Annotated in this window: 17 protein-coding genes and 1 pseudogene; 4 read left to right on the top strand and 14 right to left on the bottom strand. The window is 41.9% G+C overall.

Annotated features, from left to right (window positions below; genetic code table 11):
* Positions 1 to 8: 8 nt before the first annotated feature.
* The 12 genes from BKH46_RS06290 to BKH46_RS06235 all read right to left on the bottom strand — a co-directional run bounded on the left by BKH46_RS06290 (position 9) and on the right by BKH46_RS06235 (position 10,223).
* Entirely contained in the window at positions 9 to 974 is a 966-nt protein-coding gene (locus BKH46_RS06290; RefSeq protein ID WP_095225984.1) for a TIGR01212 family radical SAM protein, read from the bottom strand.
* 9 nt (positions 975 to 983) lie between these two features.
* Positions 984 to 2,375, bottom strand: a complete 1,392-nt coding sequence (gene purF, locus BKH46_RS06285; RefSeq protein WP_095226027.1) for an amidophosphoribosyltransferase — start codon at positions 2,373 to 2,375, stop codon at positions 984 to 986.
* A gap of 79 nt (positions 2,376 to 2,454) precedes the next feature.
* Positions 2,455 to 3,717, bottom strand: coding sequence for an ArsS family sensor histidine kinase (locus BKH46_RS06280; RefSeq protein WP_095225983.1), 1,263 nt, complete (start codon positions 3,715 to 3,717; stop codon positions 2,455 to 2,457).
* Between the two features lie 10 nt (positions 3,718 to 3,727).
* Positions 3,728 to 4,408, bottom strand: coding sequence for a response regulator transcription factor (locus BKH46_RS06275; protein WP_095225982.1), 681 nt, complete (start codon positions 4,406 to 4,408; stop codon positions 3,728 to 3,730).
* 135 nt (positions 4,409 to 4,543) lie between these two features.
* Positions 4,544 to 4,936 (bottom strand): hypothetical protein, encoded by a 393-nt coding sequence (locus tag BKH46_RS06270; RefSeq protein WP_095225981.1) that lies wholly within the window; start codon positions 4,934 to 4,936, stop codon positions 4,544 to 4,546.
* Positions 4,927 to 5,178, bottom strand: a complete 252-nt coding sequence (locus tag BKH46_RS06265; protein ID WP_095225980.1) for a tetratricopeptide repeat protein — start codon at positions 5,176 to 5,178, stop codon at positions 4,927 to 4,929. The genes BKH46_RS06270 and BKH46_RS06265 overlap by 10 nt, the downstream gene beginning before the upstream one ends.
* Before the next feature lies 1 nt (position 5,179).
* Complete coding sequence (gene leuB / locus BKH46_RS06260; protein ID WP_095225979.1) at positions 5,180 to 6,250, bottom strand: 3-isopropylmalate dehydrogenase; 1,071 nt, start codon at positions 6,248 to 6,250, stop codon at positions 5,180 to 5,182.
* Complete coding sequence (locus BKH46_RS06255) at positions 6,247 to 6,792, bottom strand: 3-isopropylmalate dehydratase small subunit (RefSeq protein WP_253248318.1); 546 nt, start codon at positions 6,790 to 6,792, stop codon at positions 6,247 to 6,249. The genes leuB and BKH46_RS06255 overlap by 4 nt, the downstream gene beginning before the upstream one ends.
* A gap of 62 nt (positions 6,793 to 6,854) precedes the next feature.
* Complete coding sequence (locus BKH46_RS06250) at positions 6,855 to 7,733, bottom strand: hypothetical protein (protein ID WP_095225978.1); 879 nt, start codon at positions 7,731 to 7,733, stop codon at positions 6,855 to 6,857.
* Entirely contained in the window at positions 7,730 to 8,926 is a 1,197-nt protein-coding gene (locus tag BKH46_RS06245; protein WP_095225977.1) for a replication-associated recombination protein A, read from the bottom strand. The genes BKH46_RS06250 and BKH46_RS06245 overlap by 4 nt, the downstream gene beginning before the upstream one ends.
* Before the next feature lie 43 nt (positions 8,927 to 8,969).
* Complete coding sequence (locus BKH46_RS06240) at positions 8,970 to 9,338, bottom strand: helix-turn-helix transcriptional regulator (protein WP_095225976.1); 369 nt, start codon at positions 9,336 to 9,338, stop codon at positions 8,970 to 8,972.
* Positions 9,339 to 9,362: 24 nt separating this feature from the next.
* Positions 9,363 to 10,223 (bottom strand): J domain-containing protein, encoded by an 861-nt coding sequence (locus tag BKH46_RS06235; protein ID WP_095225975.1) that lies wholly within the window; start codon positions 10,221 to 10,223, stop codon positions 9,363 to 9,365.
* Positions 10,224 to 10,405: 182 nt separating this feature from the next.
* Here BKH46_RS06235 and BKH46_RS06230 point away from each other — a divergent pair, with 182 nt between their 5' ends.
* The 4 genes and pseudogenes from BKH46_RS06230 (at position 10,406) to BKH46_RS06215 (ending at position 15,448) form a co-directional block, all read left to right on the top strand.
* Entirely contained in the window at positions 10,406 to 11,527 is a 1,122-nt protein-coding gene (locus BKH46_RS06230) for an outer membrane family protein (RefSeq protein WP_143428920.1), read from the top strand.
* 88 nt (positions 11,528 to 11,615) lie between these two features.
* Positions 11,616 to 12,766, top strand: a pseudogene (locus BKH46_RS06225) (hypothetical protein).
* 86 nt (positions 12,767 to 12,852) lie between these two features.
* A complete protein-coding gene (locus BKH46_RS06220; protein ID WP_095225973.1) occupies positions 12,853 to 14,076 on the top strand; it encodes a hypothetical protein in 1,224 nt (407 codons plus the stop codon).
* A 154-nt stretch (positions 14,077 to 14,230) separates the two neighbouring features.
* A complete protein-coding gene (locus BKH46_RS06215) occupies positions 14,231 to 15,448 on the top strand; it encodes a hypothetical protein (RefSeq protein ID WP_095225972.1) in 1,218 nt (405 codons plus the stop codon).
* 81 nt (positions 15,449 to 15,529) lie between these two features.
* Here the strand turns inward: BKH46_RS06215 and BKH46_RS06210 are convergent, their stop codons facing one another.
* Positions 15,530 to 17,236 carry an ABC transporter ATP-binding protein gene (locus BKH46_RS06210; RefSeq protein ID WP_253248317.1) on the bottom strand — a complete coding sequence of 569 codons (1,707 nt, stop codon included), beginning with the start codon at positions 17,234 to 17,236 and terminating at the stop codon, positions 15,530 to 15,532.
* Positions 17,223 to 18,191 carry a GDP-L-fucose synthase gene (locus BKH46_RS06205; protein ID WP_095225970.1) on the bottom strand — a complete coding sequence of 323 codons (969 nt, stop codon included), beginning with the start codon at positions 18,189 to 18,191 and terminating at the stop codon, positions 17,223 to 17,225. Before BKH46_RS06205 ends, BKH46_RS06210 begins: the two co-directional genes overlap by 14 nt.
* Between the last annotated feature and the right edge of the window lie 41 nt (positions 18,192 to 18,232).

Raw genomic sequence — 18,232 nt, 5'->3', positions numbered from 1 at the left:
CCTTAAAATTAATATTCAATCCCAGCACTTTTGAGCTGATCGCGCAAATAACGCATTTGGATATTTTTGTCAAAGCACCATTTAGGAGCGAGCAAGGTTGTATCATGTGCCCCTGCGCTCACTCTTTGGACAACGACATTTGAGGGAATTATCTGGAGGGATTTGACAATGAGTTGGGCATAATCAGCCAATTCAATGGGCGTGTAGTTGCCCGATAGATAGAGCTTTTCTAGGTATGTGCCCTCCACAACATAAAGAGGGTGGATTTTGAGTCCATCAATCCCCCAATCAAGCGTAGTTTTTAGAGAGTGGAGCATCATTTCAGGGGTTTCTTTGGGTAGTCCATAGATGAGATGTGCGCAGACTTTGATACCTCTTTGGCGGCTTTTGGCAAAAAGTTCAGGTATGCCCTCAGTGGTATGTCCTCGGTTGGTGATTTTGAGAGTTTCATCATATACAGATTGGATACCATATTCTAGCCATATTTCCTTGCCCTTTTGCACATAGCTTGCTAGCAAATCAAGCACCTCCTCGCTCACGCAATCTACGCGCGTCCCGATACTCAGTCCGATGACATTTGGGAGGGCTAGGGCTTCTTGATAGAGTCGCTTGAGCGTGTCAAAGGGGGCATATGTGTTGGTATAAGACTGGAAATAGACCATATATTTATGGATAGCAAATTTGTCTTTATGGAATTGTGCGTGCCATTTGAATTGTGCTTTGAGTTGGGCGACTTGATTTTCTAAGATAGGGTTTTCTTTGATTTTAAAATTCATCTCTACGGGGGTTTTGAGATCTGAGATTTTGACAATACTCGGAGAGAAGCTTTCATTTCTGCAGTAGATACAGCCCCCTTTTGCTACGGTGCCATCGATATTGGGGCAGGTGAAGCCTTGTAATGAAATAGGGATTTTTCGCACCCTTTGACCAAAACGCGATTTAAAATATCTTCCAATCGTAAGTATTTTTTTCAAAATTGATTCCTATGTTATGATGTAGTTGCCATCAAAGCAAGCTTGACAAAAGCCCTGATGGTTGTCATCATCGTGATGGATACTCTTTTGGAGTCCTGAGAGGGAGAGAAATGCGAGCGAATCAGCCCCGATAAAATCTCTAACTTCTTCTAAAGAGTGATTAGCACAAATGAGTTCTGAAACATCGGGCGTATCAACGCCATAATAACAAGGGGATATGGTAGGGGGGGAGCTGATGAAAAGATGGATTTTTTTAGCCCCTGCTTGCCTTAAGATTTTGATGATTTGCTTGCTTGTAGTGCCGCGGACAATGGAATCATCGATGATAATGATTTCTTTGCCTGCAATGATTGCTGCTATGGGGTTGAGCTTGAGCTTGACTTTTAGCTCGCGCGCACTCTGGGTGGGCTCGATAAAAGTCCTGCCGACATAGTGGTTGCGGATAATACCTAGCTCAAAAGGTATCCCACTCTCTCTAGAATACCCAATCGCAGCAGCTACGCCACTATCAGGGACAGGGATCACCATATCAGCTTGGATTTTATGCTCTTTGGCAAGTTCTATACCCATTTGCTTGCGAATTTCATAGACATTTTTTCCAAATACTTTGCTATCAGGGCGAGCAAAATAGACATACTCAAAGATACAGAATTTAGGCTGTGGAGTGAATATTTGCAGAGATTTTGGCGTGGTGTTATGCTGGGAATAAGCCCCCTCAAAGACTAGCATTTCACCAGGGGCTAAATCGCGGATATATGTAGCTCCAATCAAGTCAAAAGCACAGGTTTCACTCGCTACAATATAGCCCATACTCCCATCGGGGTTTGTGATTTGCCCCAAGCTCAAAGGCCGCAGACCATACCGATCCCGCACAGCAAACATTTTTGTCCGAGATAAAAATACCAACGCATAAGCCCCTTGTATTTGTTCTAGCGCATCAACAATGCGATTTGTAAGGCTTTTTTTAGGGCTTTTGGCGATGAGGTGGATAATGTTTTCAGTGTCTAGGTGGCTTTGGAAAATCGCACCATCTTCAATCAGCCTTGTGCGGACTTCTTTGGCGTTGGTGAGATTGCCATTATGGGCTAGCGCCATCTCGCCTAGACTATACCTCGCAAAGATAGGCTGGCACTCATCTATAGAGTCTTCGCCTGCAGTAGAATAGCGATTGTGTCCGATACTTGAATTCCCTTGGAGTTTTTTGAGTGTGGGGGCATCAAAGACTTTTGTCACCAAACCCATCTGTTTGTGTGTGGCAATCTTTTTGCCATTAGAGGCACTGATACCGCTAGCTTCTTGCCCTCTGTGCTGCATTGCAAAGAGTGCATAATAACTCAGTATAGAGGCATTAGGGACATTATAGACACCCACGATGGCACATTTCTCGTTCCAATCTTCCATATCTTTCATACCTGACCCCTTTTGTGCTTGGATATTATCCCATAAGGGAAACAATAAAGCCATAATACCACAAGAGTTCTCATAGTTTTTTGTCCTTTTTGGGGACGATACAGAAGTTCTCGACAATGCAGCCGTGGATAATGAAATAGTTGGTGCCATCTTTGTGTTCATAGGTGATATTGAAGCCTTGGGCGTCTAGGGTATTTTTGATGATATACATTCCAAGCCCAAAGCCTTGAGAATTGGCTTTTGTAGAGTCTTTGAAATAAGGCTTGAAATATTCTTTGAATTGCATTTTCAAGGGGTTGCCTTTGTTGGCAATGATGAGGCTGTATTTGTCTGTATTGATGAGGACTTTGCCATCAAGACCATATTTGATCGCATTGTCTAAGAGGTTTTTGACAGCCATTGCAAAGAGGTCAAAATCAGCTTTGATGAGGTCATTGGGCGATAAAAGCACGATAGGATCCACACTCATTTTATCGATAAGGAGCATTTTTTTTGTTTGTTCGATGAGTTCATCAACCAAAAATTCCCTTTTGTTGATTTTGTAGCTTTGTGAAGTGAGCTGCTCGATTTTGGCAAATTCATTGATAAGGGTGTTGAGTCTTTCAAAAGCTGAGGTCAGACGCTCTTTTTGCAGGGGATTTTCGATCATTTCAGCTGTGATTCTGCCCTTGGTGATAGGGGTTTTGAGCTCATGCATGATAGACCTGAGGAATAGGCTTCTAGATTCATTGAGCGCAGCAATTTTTTTGATGGCGTTGTTGAATTCATTAGCGAGCTCACCGATTTCATCTTGTTGATCGATTTTGCAATTGATATTGAGCTTGCCATTGGAGAAATATCGGATTTGCTGGCGGAGTCTTTTGAGCGGGAGGAGGCTTTTGATCACTAGGGTAAATAAAAATATGAGTAGCAAAATCCCCGCAAATGTGATGAGATAGTAGTTTTGGTAAGAGGTTTTGAAGGTGTCTTTATACAAGGTGGCTTTATTGCGCGTTTCTAGGAGGATAAAGATTTCATTATTGATTTTAACGGTCTTGGCTAAAAGACCATTGAAACCGATGGGGAGTTTGTTGTAATTCAGCAAGGCTTCTTTGATGTCAGCTTCTGGGGCGATTTCAAAGCCTAGTTCTTTGAGGTATTTTTCTATGATTTCGATGTTGCCATTGTGGGCTATGATTTGGTTGATTGTGGTGGTGAATTGCTTGTATTTGATTTCAGATTGGTTGGCTTCGTATTCAATCTGGGTTTTGATGAAATAAAAAGAAAAGGCAAAAAAGCTAAAGAGAGCAAATAAAAATAAGATTGTGATCTTAAAAAATATAGAAGTTCTCATTGTGCGGGCTTTAGGATTCTAGTTTATAGCCTACACCTCGAACAGAAATGATATATTTTGGTTTTTTGGGATCTTCTTCGATTTTAGCGCGCAATCGCCCGATGATAACATCAATGCTTTTATTGGAGCTTTCAGGATTGATGGATTCAGATTCAATGGCGATAGCTTCTCGTGAAAATACATGACCCTTTTTGCTGATGAGGAGTGTGAGGATCTCATATTCAGCACGTGTGAGTTCGAGCTTTTTATCTTTGAAATAAACTTCACGGCTGTCTTTGTCTATTTTGAAAATAGAGCTTTTGTCTTTTTCTTCATTTTTGCCGCCTTTTTTGTTGTATCGCCTGAGGAGAGATTGGATCCTTGCTAGGAGTTCTTTAGGGTCATAGGGCTTGGGGATATAATCATCAGCGCCATATTCAAGCGCTCTGACTTTGTCATCAAGGTCGCTTCTAGCTGAAGAGATGATGATAGGGATATTTTTTTGCTTGGCCACTCGCTTGCAGACTTCAAGACCATCGAGATTAGGGAGCGTTAGATCTAGTAGCAAAAGATCATAATATTGCGTGGCTACAGCACTCATACCTGTGTAGGGTTCATCGTAGTTAGTGACATTAATATCGTGCCCTCTGAGGTATTCGCTCAAAATCTCTGCGAGCTCTATATCATCTTCTATCATCAATACTTCTAGCATTTTTTACCTTAGTCTTAGGAAATATCTGTCGGATAATGATACTATAAAAATTATAAATTCAATGTATATTTTAGACCAAATCAGGCAGAATAAATTCTAAGTCCCTCTTTATGGGGTCTTGGAGGGGGTCTTGGGCTATTCTTCTAGCTTTTGGTCGATGATGGAGAGTTGGTATTGCAGATAGTTGATGACTAAATCAAGTTTTGCACTCAAGTCTTTGGCTTGCGGGGATTGCAGACCTTCAAAGAGGACAAGAGTCTTTTCTTTGAGGGCATAGAGGAAGTCAAGCTCGGCTTTTGTGCTATGCGTTTTGGGGGGTGTGGGGCTTGTTTGTTTGCATACATCTTGCTCTATTTTTTGATTTTGCCCTCTCTCTTGATTTTGTCCTTTTGCTTGATTTTCTCTTGTATCTTGTTGATTGTGTATGTGCGTATTGTGTGCTTCTCTTGCGTGCTCTTTTGGGCTTTGGGGGTAGGGGGATTCTTGGATTTCTGTGAGAGTTTGGAGGATCATATCTTTTAGTTCCATCGCATCAAATACCTTTCGATTGTTTGGAATTCTTCTGGAGTGCTCGCAGAGATAAAGAGATCCCGCATTGCTGTGTTGGTGCATTGTGAGTCTTTGTTTTTTTGACTCAAGCGTTGGTATCCGCTTTGGGCTTCTGGGTGCTCGGGGTTGGTTTTTAAGATATTTTTATAGATTTCTAGGGCTTCTTCTTTGAAGCCTTGTAATTCATAGATACTTGCGAGTGTGATGGTTTTAAAGCTCATTTTAGACTTGCTCCAAATGTTTTGCTATCAAATCTCCCATTTGATGGGTGTTGCAAATTTCTTTGGCATCAAAGGCACTGATATCTTTGGTGCGATAGCCCTTTTGGAGGGTGCGGCTCACAGCCTGCCAAATCGCTTGCGCAGCTTGGGTATTATGGAGTGTGTGCTGGAGCATCATCGCAGCGCTCAAGATGGCTGCTATTGGGTTAGCGATCCCTTGCCCTGCGATATCAGGGGCTGATCCGTGTATGGGCTCATAGAGTGCAGCCCTCTCGCCGATACTTCCAGAGGGCAAAAGACCGATAGAGCCTGTCAGCATACTGGCTTCATCGCTCAAAATATCTCCAAAAAGATTGCTTGTCAAAATCACATCAAATTGCTTGGGGTCTTTGATGAGCTGCATACTCGCATTATCGACATATTGGTGGGAAAGCTCGACATCAGGGTATTGCTTTGAGATTTGAGTGACAACTTCACGCCAAAGCTCACTGACCTCTAAAACATTTGCCTTGTCAATCGAGCAGAGTTTTTTTCTCCGTTTTGTGGCAAATTCAAAGCCCACTTTAGCAATCCTCTCAATTTCTTTAGGGGTGTAGCGCATGGTATTGTAGGCACAATCAGCTTCTTTGCCCCGAGGCTCTCCAAAATAAATCCCCCCGACAAGCTCTCTGATTACGACCAAATCCACACCACAGACCACCTCTGGTTTGAGTGTGCTTGCAAGTTTGAGTGCGTCAAATACGATGGCTGGACGGATATTAGCAAAGACCTCTAGCGCTTTTCTCAAGGCTAAAAGCCCGCTTTCAGGACGCAATTCTCTGGGTAAATGGTCCCATTTTGCTCCTCCAATCGCCCCAAAAAGCGTCGCATCAGCTTGCAGACACCCGCGAATCGTTGCTTCAGGCAAGGGAGTTTTGTGTGTATCATATGCGCACCCTCCCATCAAGAATTCATCATAAACGACCTCAAAACCATAGATTTGCCCTGCTTTGTCTAATACTTTTTGGGCTTGTGTGATCACTTCAGGGCCGATACCATCTCCTTTGATAAGGGCTATGTGATAGGTTTTCATTTCTGTCCTTTTTGCTCTTTGATTTGCTTTTGCGCATAGGGCATCAATCCCCCGCAATGGAGGAGTTCAAGCATAAAAGGTGGGATTTTAGCATAGGCATAGGTGGTATTTTGCGTGCGGTTATAGATCTTGCCCTCAAGCAAATCAATCGTGAGTGTATCGCCCTCAGCAATAGCGTCAATATCGCTTTGAGCGACCTCTAAGATTAGCAGACCTGTGTTGAAGGCATTGCGATAAAAGATCCGAGCAAAAGAGGGAGCTAGCACAGCCCCAATCCCTGCTTCTTTGAGCGCTAAAGGTGCGTGTTCTCTGCTACTCCCACAGCCAAAGTTTTCCCCAGCAACGATAAAATCTCCCGCAGCCACCAACCCAGCAAAGCCACTTCTAAAATCTTCCATAATGTGCTTTGCAAGTTCTTTGCCATCGCTAGTGTTGAGGTATCTTGCTGCGATGATAATATCTGTGTCGATATTTTTACCAAATTTCCAAACCCTGCCTGTTTGTATCTGCCCTGTTTGAGTCTGCCCCATTTGAGTCTGCATAACCACTCCCGTTTTGTTATTTAGTTGGCATTGATTTTAGCAAGTTTGGTTTAAAAATCCCTTTATTTTTGCGAAGCATTGACAAAAATCTGATTATAAGAGATCGAAACGCCAATAAAGATATTTGTTCCGATTTCCTTGAAATACCGACCTTTGAGCATATAAAAACTCACAAAAGGTGAGATGGAGAAATTTTTATATAAATTCGTATTCATGCGCGCTTCAAATTCTAGCTCATATTGTGGGTTATGGGAGGGAGGGTAGTTGTTGAGGAGGTAGTTTTTGAAATCCATATGATAAGTGAAATCCACCCCCTCGCGGACTTTTTGCTCGATATCAAAGCCCATCTGCACACCAAGGCTCTCTGCGAATTTGGCATAGGTGAAGTCTTCTTCGCCAAAAAGATTGGCATAGAGATTTTTGACATATTTGCCCTCAAAGATTTTAAACCCCGAGCTAAAGCGCAAGATTTTTATCCGATTGAGCCCTGGTTGTGGGGTAAATTCTGTGCGATAGCTCAATTGGGCATAAGGCCCTAGCTCAAAGCCCCCTAAACTTTCAAACTTCCAAATCCTTTGTGTGTAATCTGTGGATAAAAGGATTCTGTCTAAGGTTTTGTTGTCGATTTTGCCCCCTTTTTGAGGGCTGATGATATTTCTGCCGTATTCTGCAAGCAAGGAGTTGAATATGACAAAATTTTTAGCATAAAAGTTAGCATCAAACTCCCCAAAGGTTTGTGTAACAATCTGAGAAGTGCCTCGGATACGGCTGTTGGAGAAACTACTATAGAGGTTTTGGTTTTTGAGTGAAGTCGAAGAAAAATTGAGCGAAATCCGTTTGAGTTCTAGCTGCCAGCCATCTTTTGTTGTATCGATGTCTAGGTTTTGCCCCCAAAGACCCCATACACACAAAAGCAAGGGCAAATATCTGCAAAATCTCATTTGCCCCCTTTGCCTCCTTTGATTTTTTGGAGCCATTCATACAAGGTCTTTTCAAATGCTTTGTGTGAGTGCGTGATGAAGGTAAGGGGTTTTTGGAGGTATTTTTGTCGCACCCACCCTCCAAAATCGTGCGGATAGAGATAGTCTTTGGAGTGGGGGAGGAGATGGGGTGGGATATTTAAGATTTCGCCTTGATGGATAGAGTCTATAGCAGCATTGATGGCTTGATAAGCAGTGTTTGACTTGGGCGAGCAAGCCAGATAAATCACGCATTGAGAGAGGATAATCCTAGCTTCAGGGTAGCCGATTTTAGCAACAGAGAGCATTGTAGAAGTGGCGAGATTGAGTGCATTGGGGTTGGCATTGCCAATGTCTTCACTCGCTAAAATCACAAGGCGCCTAGCGATAAATTCTGGGTTTTCGCCCGCACAAATCAAACGAGCCAGATAATACACAGCAGCATTTTCATCGCTCCCGCGGATTGATTTGATCATAGCGCTGATGAGATTGTAATGTGTGTCATCATCGCTACTCCCATCATTAAGGCTTACAGGGCGTAGGGCTTGGAGTGTGCGGAGTTCTATGGGAGTGTCTTGGCTGTGTGAGGCGATATCTAAGAGATTAAGCATAGCACGCCCATCACCACCACTTGAGGTGATCAGATATTTTCTTGCGTCATCACAAAGCTCGCAAGGATAGAGTTTAAGGGCTTTTTGCAAGATAGTTTCAAGCTCTTGAAAACTCAAGGGCAAAAATTCAAAGAGCAAAGCCCGTGATCGGATCGCACCTGTGAGGGTATAAAAGGGATTTTGGGTGCTAGCCCCTAAAATAATGGCTGTTTGGTCTTCCATAATGGGGAGTAAAAACTCTTGCTGGGTTTTACTCAAACGATGGATTTCATCGATGAATACAATCGGCTTGATGAGCGTGTTTTGGTATGGCTTGAGGGCTAATCGGAGATCTTCGAGCTTGAAATGCGTGGCATTGAAGGCTAAAAAGGGGTTTTGGAGCTGCTGGGCGATGAGCCTAGCTAAGGTCGTTTTCCCACTCCCAGCAGGGCCATAGAAAAATGCGTGCGGGAAACTCCCTTGTGCTATGACTTGTATCAAAGGAGAATCAGGGCCTATGATATGCTTTTGCCCGATGAAGTCTTCTAAGGTCTTAGGGCGCAAAAGATTGGCAAGATTTTTCATTATTTTTCATCAATTTTTATCAAAATGCATCAAACAAGCAAGATTATTTGAATTTTTTGAACACAATCAGTTCATAAGAGCTCTTTTTGACACTCACTCCTGTGCTAGAAGTGTGGGACTTTTTTTGTAGATTGGAGCGCAGTTCTTCATTGAGCGTGTCTAATTCATCAAGCTTTTCTTTTAGACGCAAGATAATATCGACCCCAGCGAGATTGACTCCCATATCGCGTGTGAGGCGAAGGATTGTTTTGATTTTGTCAATATCCCTTTGGGAATATAGCCGCATTTTGCCATCTGTCCTACCGGGCTCAATCAAGCCCTCCTTTTCATATTGTCTGAGTGTTTGGGGGTGGATTTCAAGTATCTTTGCGACTACACTGATGAGATATACAGGTTCATCATAGCTATACATTGTTTTGTCCTTTTGGTGTTGGAGTTATGGCAGTTGGTCTTCTAGGGCTTTTTTCAGCTCTTCAGGCAGGGTGTCTGTATGGGGCAAGATGATATTTGCTCGCAGATACAAATCCCCCATATGCCCTGTTTTTCTGTTTTTGACCCCAAGTTCTTTGATACGAAATTTTTGGTTGTTTTTTGTATTAGCAGGGATTTTGAGCTGCACTTCTTTATAGAGCGTGGGTATGGTGATTTTGCCTCCAAAAAGCGCAGTTTTGAGTGGCAAGTCAAAGGTTTTAATCAAGTCATCATTTTCTCTTGTGTATGTATCATCAGGTGCGATAGAGATTTTGAGTAGCAAATCCCCATTGCCATTTCTGCCGGCCTTGCCTTTTCCGCGCACACGAATCGTTTCTCCCTCACAGATTCCCGCAGGGATTTTGATATCAAAGCTGTTGTTTTGGATATTGATATGGTGTTTATCCCCTAGCACAGCACTCACAAAGGGGATTGTGAGATTTGCGCGGATATCCAAATCTGGCTCAAAGCCAAACCCCCCGCCAAAGCTAAAATGATTCGCCCCTGCTCCAAAACCCCCTGCATTACCAAAGATCTGAGAGAGTATATCATCAAGATTGATACCTGCTCCCCCTTGAGAGCGGGCAAAGTCGCTAAAATTCTGCCCTCCGAACATATTATCGCCAAACTGATCGTATTGCGCCCGTTTTTTCTCATCGCTCAAAATCTCATAAGCAGCATTGATTTCTTTGAATTTTTCTTCAGCTTCTTTGTCTTTGTTGATATCAGGGTGGTATTTTCTTGCTAATTTTCTGTAAGATTTTTTGATTTCTTCAGCTGTGGCATTTTCACTGACATCAAGAGTTTTGTATAAACTTTTGCTCATAAAACACTCCCAAAATGGCTTAATTTTTAGTTTTATTATATCATAAAAGTTTAGTATAAGTCAATCAACTTTATTTATAAAATATTTGATGTGTGGGGGTGGGTTTGATTTTGGAATTTTTTTTGCTAGCATAGATTTTAGAAGTGGATAGACCATTACCATAATGCATTGAAAGGACATGGATGCTCAGGAAGTTCATTGTGTGTTGTTTGTTGGGGGGCATTGTTTTTGCTGCTGGTGCTAGGACTCCTGAGGAAGCATTGATGAAAGGCGTCATCAATGGGCATATCGGTGCATTTTTCCAGCAAGCAACCAAACAAGACCCCACATATGGTGATTTGAATATGGCCCTCTCTTATGGGAGTGCACGTTTTATGGGCTATAAAATCGGTGCAAAAGCTTGGCTTGTGCCTAAGATTTATGAGGGCACTCAAGGGGATTTCAAGCGCGCACAAGAGCTGTTTGTCTTTTCTCATTTGTATGCAGATTTTTATAATGAATATGAAAAATTCCAGATGACCTTGGGACGTTATCGTATCGATGAAGAGTGGATAACACACGATAGCGAGGGGCTTAGCGTGTCTTATAACAAGCTAGATAATATTTCTTTGTCTTTTGTGTGGGCTCTGCGGAATGCTTGGGTGACTAATTATTATTTGAGCGATTTTAGGAAAATGTTTTATGGAGCAGGGGCTTTGCTCTTTAGGGCTGATATCCAAATCCCCAATGCTCCTGTGAAAATCAAACCTTATCTTTATCTTGCCCCTGGTGTTTTTGTTTCGCCCGGTATTAAAGTCGAGCTGCATTTGCCCTTAAAATCAGGGCTATATTTTGATAGCCATATCCACTTGCTCTCTTATGTGGCTGATAGCAAATATTATGGTAACTCAAGCAGCAGTGGAGTGGTATGGGCTGAGGGCTTGCTAGGGTGGGAGGGGATAGAAGGTGGGCTTGGGATTGTTTCAGTCGGGGGAGGCGAGGGGGCCAATCGGATTGATGCGTTTGGGCAGCATACGAGATTTGAGCGCACCGTGGGTATGTTTTATGGCGATGCTGTGACTGCTTATGGCTTTGCTTCTTTGGAGTTGAGTCAATATTTTTCTATGTATGGGGCGTTTCGAGGGACTTTTATCAACAATCAAAACATCTTAAACTGGGAAGCAAGGATTAATTTCAGTCCTCAAAAAGGCGTTGAAATCGGCTTTGGTCTTTTGGGTATGTCAAATCCAACGACTGCAAGGGGGTATTTTAGCGGGACAAGCCAATATTTGATGGGGCGAGGCTTTGTCCAGTATAGCTTTTGAGTGCATTTAGGTTATAATACGATTTACAAATCTCACAACTTCTAAAGGGGTATTATGAAAAAAATATTTTTGGGTTCTATTCTTTCTTTTGGTCTATGGGGGGCTAATCCTGCACAAGCCCTTGATGTCACCGTGGATCCTTTTGGTTATTTGGGTGTGCTTTATAATCAAGGCATTGAATCATTGCCACATAGTTATATCGGGCTCAATGCAAGGGCAGGGGCAAACTTTATGCTGGATAATAATTGGAGCTTAGGGCTTGGAGCTATCGGGGCTTGGAGTGTGTTTAGTCATAAAGATGACAATGCTCCTTATGCGAGCACGGGAGATATTTCTGATGCGTATGTGAAATACGATACACAGAGGCTTAAATTTGCCCTTGGGAGGTTCAATACTAACTTTGTTGAGTTTGATTGGATTGCTGGAAATGTGCAAGGTGCGTCTGTTAAAATCAATGACAGAAAGATGAATTATTGGGGGATTTTTATGGATTCGATGCTCTATAATGGGTATCAATACAATGGGCAGCAAGGGGATCGGATTGCTACAGATCTCAATGCACTCTCAGCCTATAATCCCAGCTCTAAAAAGGCTTTTGTCGGTGGAGAGGTGATTGCAGGGGGTGTGGATTATACCTACAAGGGATTTCGTATCTCACCTTTTGTGCTCATAGACACACAACTCCCCACGCCCACAAAAGGCGTATTGGTGCAAGTTGGGGCTAAAGCAGGGTATGCGACTGATATAGGGGGGTCATTTAAGTCTATCACACTTTTGCGTGGTATGTTTCAATATGGTGATACAGATGGAGTTTCTGGCGATGATGCGGCTGGATTGATCTGGATCGATCAGACTTTCAAACATAAGATATTTAATTTTGGACTCGGTTTTTATGCTGTCCCTGGAGCAGACAAAAAGGGCTCTATCTGGACTTTTAGTGATCGCAGTAAATTTTATGGCAGAGGGATCAACTCTCCGGGTGTGCCTGCAGTGTATTTTGCTAACGCCACTGTGACAGGGTATTTTTCTGGTGGTTTAGAAACCAATCGCGTGAAAGTTGATGCGATGGTAGCTTTTGGGAATTATCAAGAATATTCTTTGATGGCAGATTATAAAGTCTGGCAATACCGCAATATGAAATTCAATGCTGGTGGGGGTTATGTCTATTCGATTTCATCAAAAGCACCCAATAGCATAGGCAATAGCTCATTGGTATTTTTTGGCAAGTTTTCTTATTGATTCAAAAAGGTTGATTTTGGTCGATATGACAAATGTATTTGACTATCGTGATTATAAAATATACTAAAACATACTAAGGAAACACAATGAAAAGTAGAATTGCTCCCTCCATCATACTAGCAGGAGCTTTTTTGAGCAGTGTCTCTGCGGCTGATTTTGATTTTTTTGGGCATTTGGGAGGCTTTTATAGCAAGGGATTGGGAGTAGCCAATGGAATGCATGATTACAAAGATGATAAAACTAAAAAAGCTGATTATGCTGGGGTCAGTGCCCAAATCGGCGTAGATGCTGGGTTTGGTGATCTGCATATTGGTATAGCAGGTTGGGGAGCTTTCCCTGTGTATGGATCGCCTCAAAAGATTGATAGTCCTAGTGGTGATAACTATGCACAAAGAATGTATACAACTGATTATGCTGATCTCTCTGATTTATACATCAAATATGATAGTGATATTCAGATTGCTGTGGGGCGCTTTGATAATGACTTTTTGGGTTCTGATTGGATCGTGGGGCATACTCAGGGCGTGGGAGCTAAATGGGATACAAAGTATTTTGGAGCGTGGGCTACTTGGGTCAATGACGCAACAACTTTTGGCTATCAGCCCAATCGCTTTGGTTCAGAGCTCAGCCGTTTCAATCGCTATCACTCTAGCTTCAATCGCTTCAATGTGGGCGATCGGGATCTATTTGCCGGAGGGATTGATATTGATTTAGATTTTTTGAAAATCAATCCTTTTGTGCATTATTGGCTCGGTGGGGATTATGGGCTTGATGGTGTTTATGTAGGCAATCACCCAATGCTGCAAGCTGGGAGTAAATTTGCGTTAGAATTTGGTAATGATCGCGCAATCAAATCCATCACATCACTCAGATTTTTGTGGCAAAATATCATTGATGTCAATAAAGATGACACAACTTTGCTCTGGCTTGAAGAGGAATTGCGATTCAAAAATATGATTAAAGTTGGCGCTGGTTGGTATAGTGTGGGCGGGAATAATGGGCTTTATACACTCAATGACAGAAGTCGCTTTTATGGTTGGAGATATTTGAGTGGGGCATACGATCATTATTATTTTGGTCGGGCGCAAAGCAGTTGGTATGCGTTTGCTGGGCTAGAGAGCGAAGAGTTTAATTTTGACTTGCTCTATGCTGATGGTGATTATAAAGAATTTTCAGCCATCATTGCTTGGAATATTTTCCAAAAAGATGATTTGGGATTCCAAATAGGTGGTGGCTATGTGAGCAATGGCTTCCAAAGCAAGGCATACCAGCAAAATAATGCTGTTGTGTTTGCAAAATTATCTTTTTAAACCTCTTTTTTCCTCCGATTCTTCTGATTACTCATTTTTGATTTGATGGCCATCTTGATGGTGGCTGTCCCTCTCTTGACTTAAGTCTATTTTTTTCTTTTTGATTGCTTGTAATATATAGTTTGCTTGAGATAAAACAAAAAGGAGCAATTCAATGAGAAGAAAATATTTTGGTTCCATAGTGTTGGCACTCGCAGCGAGCTATAGCTTGGGGAGTGCGATGGAGTTGAAACAATTTGGTTGGTTGGCTGGATTTTATAATCAAGGTTTGAGCAATACACAAGCAGCCAATTCTAACGCACAAAGTTCTTATGCTGGTTTGCAATCAAGAGTTGGCGTGAATTGGGATATGGGCTATGGCTGGAATACAGGCGCAGGTGTAGCAGCAGCACTCCCCGTAATGCAGAGTTCTAAGGCATATTCTAAATCTTATTACACCGATATGGGTGATTTTTCTGATCTGTATGTGCGCTATAACAACGGAGGGTTTAAGTTCGCATTGGGACGCTTTATGTCGGACGCATTTATTGGCTCAGATTGGATTGCTGGACCTCTTCAAGGTGGGGCTATCCGCTATACAAATAGCTTTTTTGATGTGTGGGGCGTGGTGATGGACTCTAAGCTAGGGCTTGGCAAGCAGCTAGGGAGGTATGGCTCAGAGCTTAGCTGGCTAAAGACCTATAATCCCTCTATCAAAGAAAAGACGATCGGCGGGGAGGTGCTCTCTCTTGGGGTGGGGTTCAAGCAAGCAGGATTTAACATAGACCCTTTTATTCTCTATGATACCAATGTCGTTTTGGCTAATGGCCGCTATGGGAATAATGGGCTATTGCAAGCAGGCTTTAATGGTGGGTATAGCTATGCAAACCAAAGCATTAAAACTACAACAACACTGAAGTTTATGTTTCAAAATACAGCTGCTAGAAATGTGGCACTAGGTATCCACACAGGTGGGGATATTAAAAATAATACTTACTTTGTCCTCATCGAAGAAGAGCTCAAATATCAAGGCTTCAAGGCAGGGGTCGGGTATTATAACATTGGCAATGGGGCTGGGATATGGTCAGTCAATGATAAAATGAGATTTTATGGAAAATATGTCAATGGTATGGGGACTTCAAACTACCTAGCAGGTGGGGCGTATTCGGGTTATGTGTTTTTGGGTTATGATGCCCATGGGCTCAAAGTCGATCTTTTGTATGCTGGGGGGACTTATAATGAAATCTCTTTAGCGATGATGTATCGAGCTTATAAGAGCAAAGATGCTAACTTGGATATTGGTGGGGCATATGTGAGCTCTAATGTCACACTCTCCCATCAAAATCGCCCTTATCCCAATGCCTTAGTGCTATTTAGCAAACTTTCCTTCTAAGGCTTTCTAAGACTTTTAGGCAAGTTTAGCTGCTAGGCTAGCTTGTTTGAAAGCTCTGATATTTTTGATTGGGTTTAGGGATTAGGAGGGGGTGGGTGCTTCGATGGTGATTTTGCGCCCACATCTTTCTATGGTGCTGAGCCTGTGGGCGATGATGAGGAGCGTTTTGTCATGGGCGATATGATAGATTTCGTCCATAATCTTTGATTCTGTGTCTGTATCTAGGGCACTTGTAGCTTCATCAAGCACCAAGATTTCAGGGTCATCATAAATCGCTCGAGCAATCCCAATACGTTGCTTTTGCCCACCACTGAGTTTGATACCCCCATCGCCTACAAGCGTGTCTAAACCATCATTTTGGATTAGAAAATCATAAATATTTGCCATTTTGGCTGCCCAAATGACCCTTTGTGTATCTATCTTGCTTCCAAAGGCAATGTTTTCTGCGATTGTGCCATCAAAGAGGTAGATATTTTGGGGAATATAGCCTATTTTTTTGCGCCAAGTTTTGATGTTTTGGCTTGTGAGTGGTGTGCCATCGATATAGATTTCTCCTGAATCTGGGCTATAGATCCCAATAATCAAGTCAATCAAAGTCGATTTTCCCGCTCCACTAGACCCAATAAAGGCTATTTTATCGCCTTTGTGGATAGTGATGCTGAAGTTTTTGATGAGAGGTTTTTTGTGTGAGTAGCTAAAAGAGATGTTGTTGAGTGTGATATTATGGCAAAATGAGAGAGGAGCGTCATATTCGGGCTTTGTGGGATGGTTGAGATGTTCATAGACGATTTCAAGAGATCTTTGGCTAAAGATAATGGCATTATAGCTTGAGAGGATTTTATTGATAGAGGGCAAGATTCGATAAAGGGCTAGCGCATACATTGAGATGATAGGCAAGACAGCGCTCGCATCGTTGTAACGATAGAGGATATAAGCCACACAGCCGATGAGTATTGAAAATCCTATGGTTTCAAGGATATTTTTAGGGAGAGTGTTGAGTGTTTGATAGATGATTTGTGCATCAGCTCTTTTTTTGTTGGTGTCATTGAAATTTTTATAGACTTCATCTTCGCTCCCTTTGAGCTTGATGATTTTGAAATTTCCAAAGGTTTTAGAGAGGATTTTAAAAAATCTCTCTTCCATCTGAGCACGGATATTGCCTTGATTGCGAATAATTTTTGAAATGCCTTTGGTGATAAATAAAACTTTAATGGATAAAATCACGCTCAATACAAGTGTCATTTTCCAACTAACTAAGAGTAAGAGGATATACAAAAGAAAAATTGTAAAAATTTCTGAAAAAATCATCAAAAGGTGTTGGAAAGATTGGGAGGTGCTGAAGGATTCTTGAACAATGGCACTGCGGATTTTGTCGGTATTTTTGTTGGTGAATTCTAAATAGGAGAGATCGACGCTTTTGCAAAAGAGCTTATAAGAAAAATAATGGTATTTTCTGAAGGCAAAGCGATTGATCGCATAGGTGTAAGCGACATTATAAAATGCTCTGAATACATAAAAGGCAATGAGAATTGCACTAAAAACTAGCATAAAATGCAAGGTAGAATGGAAGCCAAAAAATTCATAGATAGATTTTGAAAATCGATTTTCAAGTATGAGATTTGGGGTGCTAGCAAATGTGATAAATGGCATGATCACGCTAATCCCAAAGGTTTCAATGATAGAGAGCAGGATTGTTGCTAGGAGCAAAAATATCAATATGAATTTATCGCGTCGTGTGATGAGATAGCGGAGTTTGTTGAGATTGTTGAGAAAATTATTTTTTTTCATTGTTTTTGATATACCAATCATAGACTTTTTTGATACCCTCTTTGAGTGTGGTTTTGGGCTTAAAGCCCATCGCATTGAGCTTAGAAGAATCTAGCAGTTTTTGATAAGTGCCATCAGGTTTGGAAGTATCAAAGACAATCTCTCCATCATAGCCAATGATATCTTGAATCAGCAAAGCCAGCTCTTTGATACTGATATCGCTCCCATAGCCGATATTGATATGGGTATTTTTAATCTCTTGGGTTGATATGATGAGGTCTTTGAAATCAATATTTTCCATAATATACACACAAGCCTCTGCCATATCAAGGCTATAAAGAAACTCTCGCCTTGGCTCCCCACTCCCCCATAGCAGCACAGATGGGCTCCCTGAGAGCTTAGCTTGATGGAACTTTGCAATCAAAGCAGGCAGAACATGGGAGGTTTCTGGGTCGAAATTGTCATTTTGACCATAGAGATTAGTGGGCATTACAGCGATGAAATTACAGCCATATTGCAAGTTGAACGCCTCACACATCTTTAACCCCGCAATCTTTGCAATTGCATAGGGCTCATTGGTGTATTCTAGCTCGCTTGTGAGTAGGTAAGATTCTTTGATGGGTTGGGGAGCGTTTTTAGGATAGATACAGCTAGAGCCTAGAAATAGAAGCTTTTTGACCCCGTATCGATAGGCGTTGTAAATGACATTGTTTTGTATGGCTAGATTTTGATAGATAAAATCAGCGCGATAAGTGTTATTTGCGTAAATCCCCCCGACTTTAGCTGCACTCAAAAATACATATTCAGGGGCTTGTTCTTTAAAAAATTCTTCCACCCTCGCTCCATCGCTCAAATCAAGCTGGGCGTGCGTTTTTGTGATGAGATTTTGATAGCCCTTATCTTGCAAGGTTTTTGTAAGTGCTGAGCCAACTAGCCCAAGATGTCCTGCGATAAAAATCTTAGATGCATGATCCATTGTTTTCCTTGTTTGTAGATGATAGATTGCCTATTTTAGAT

This window comes from Helicobacter sp. 12S02634-8 (genome assembly GCF_002272865.1).
GTDB lineage: Bacteria > Campylobacterota > Campylobacteria > Campylobacterales > Helicobacteraceae > Helicobacter_J.
The sequence above is the reverse complement of the archived record's forward strand: the minus strand, read 5'-3'. Positions and strand labels throughout refer to the sequence as shown.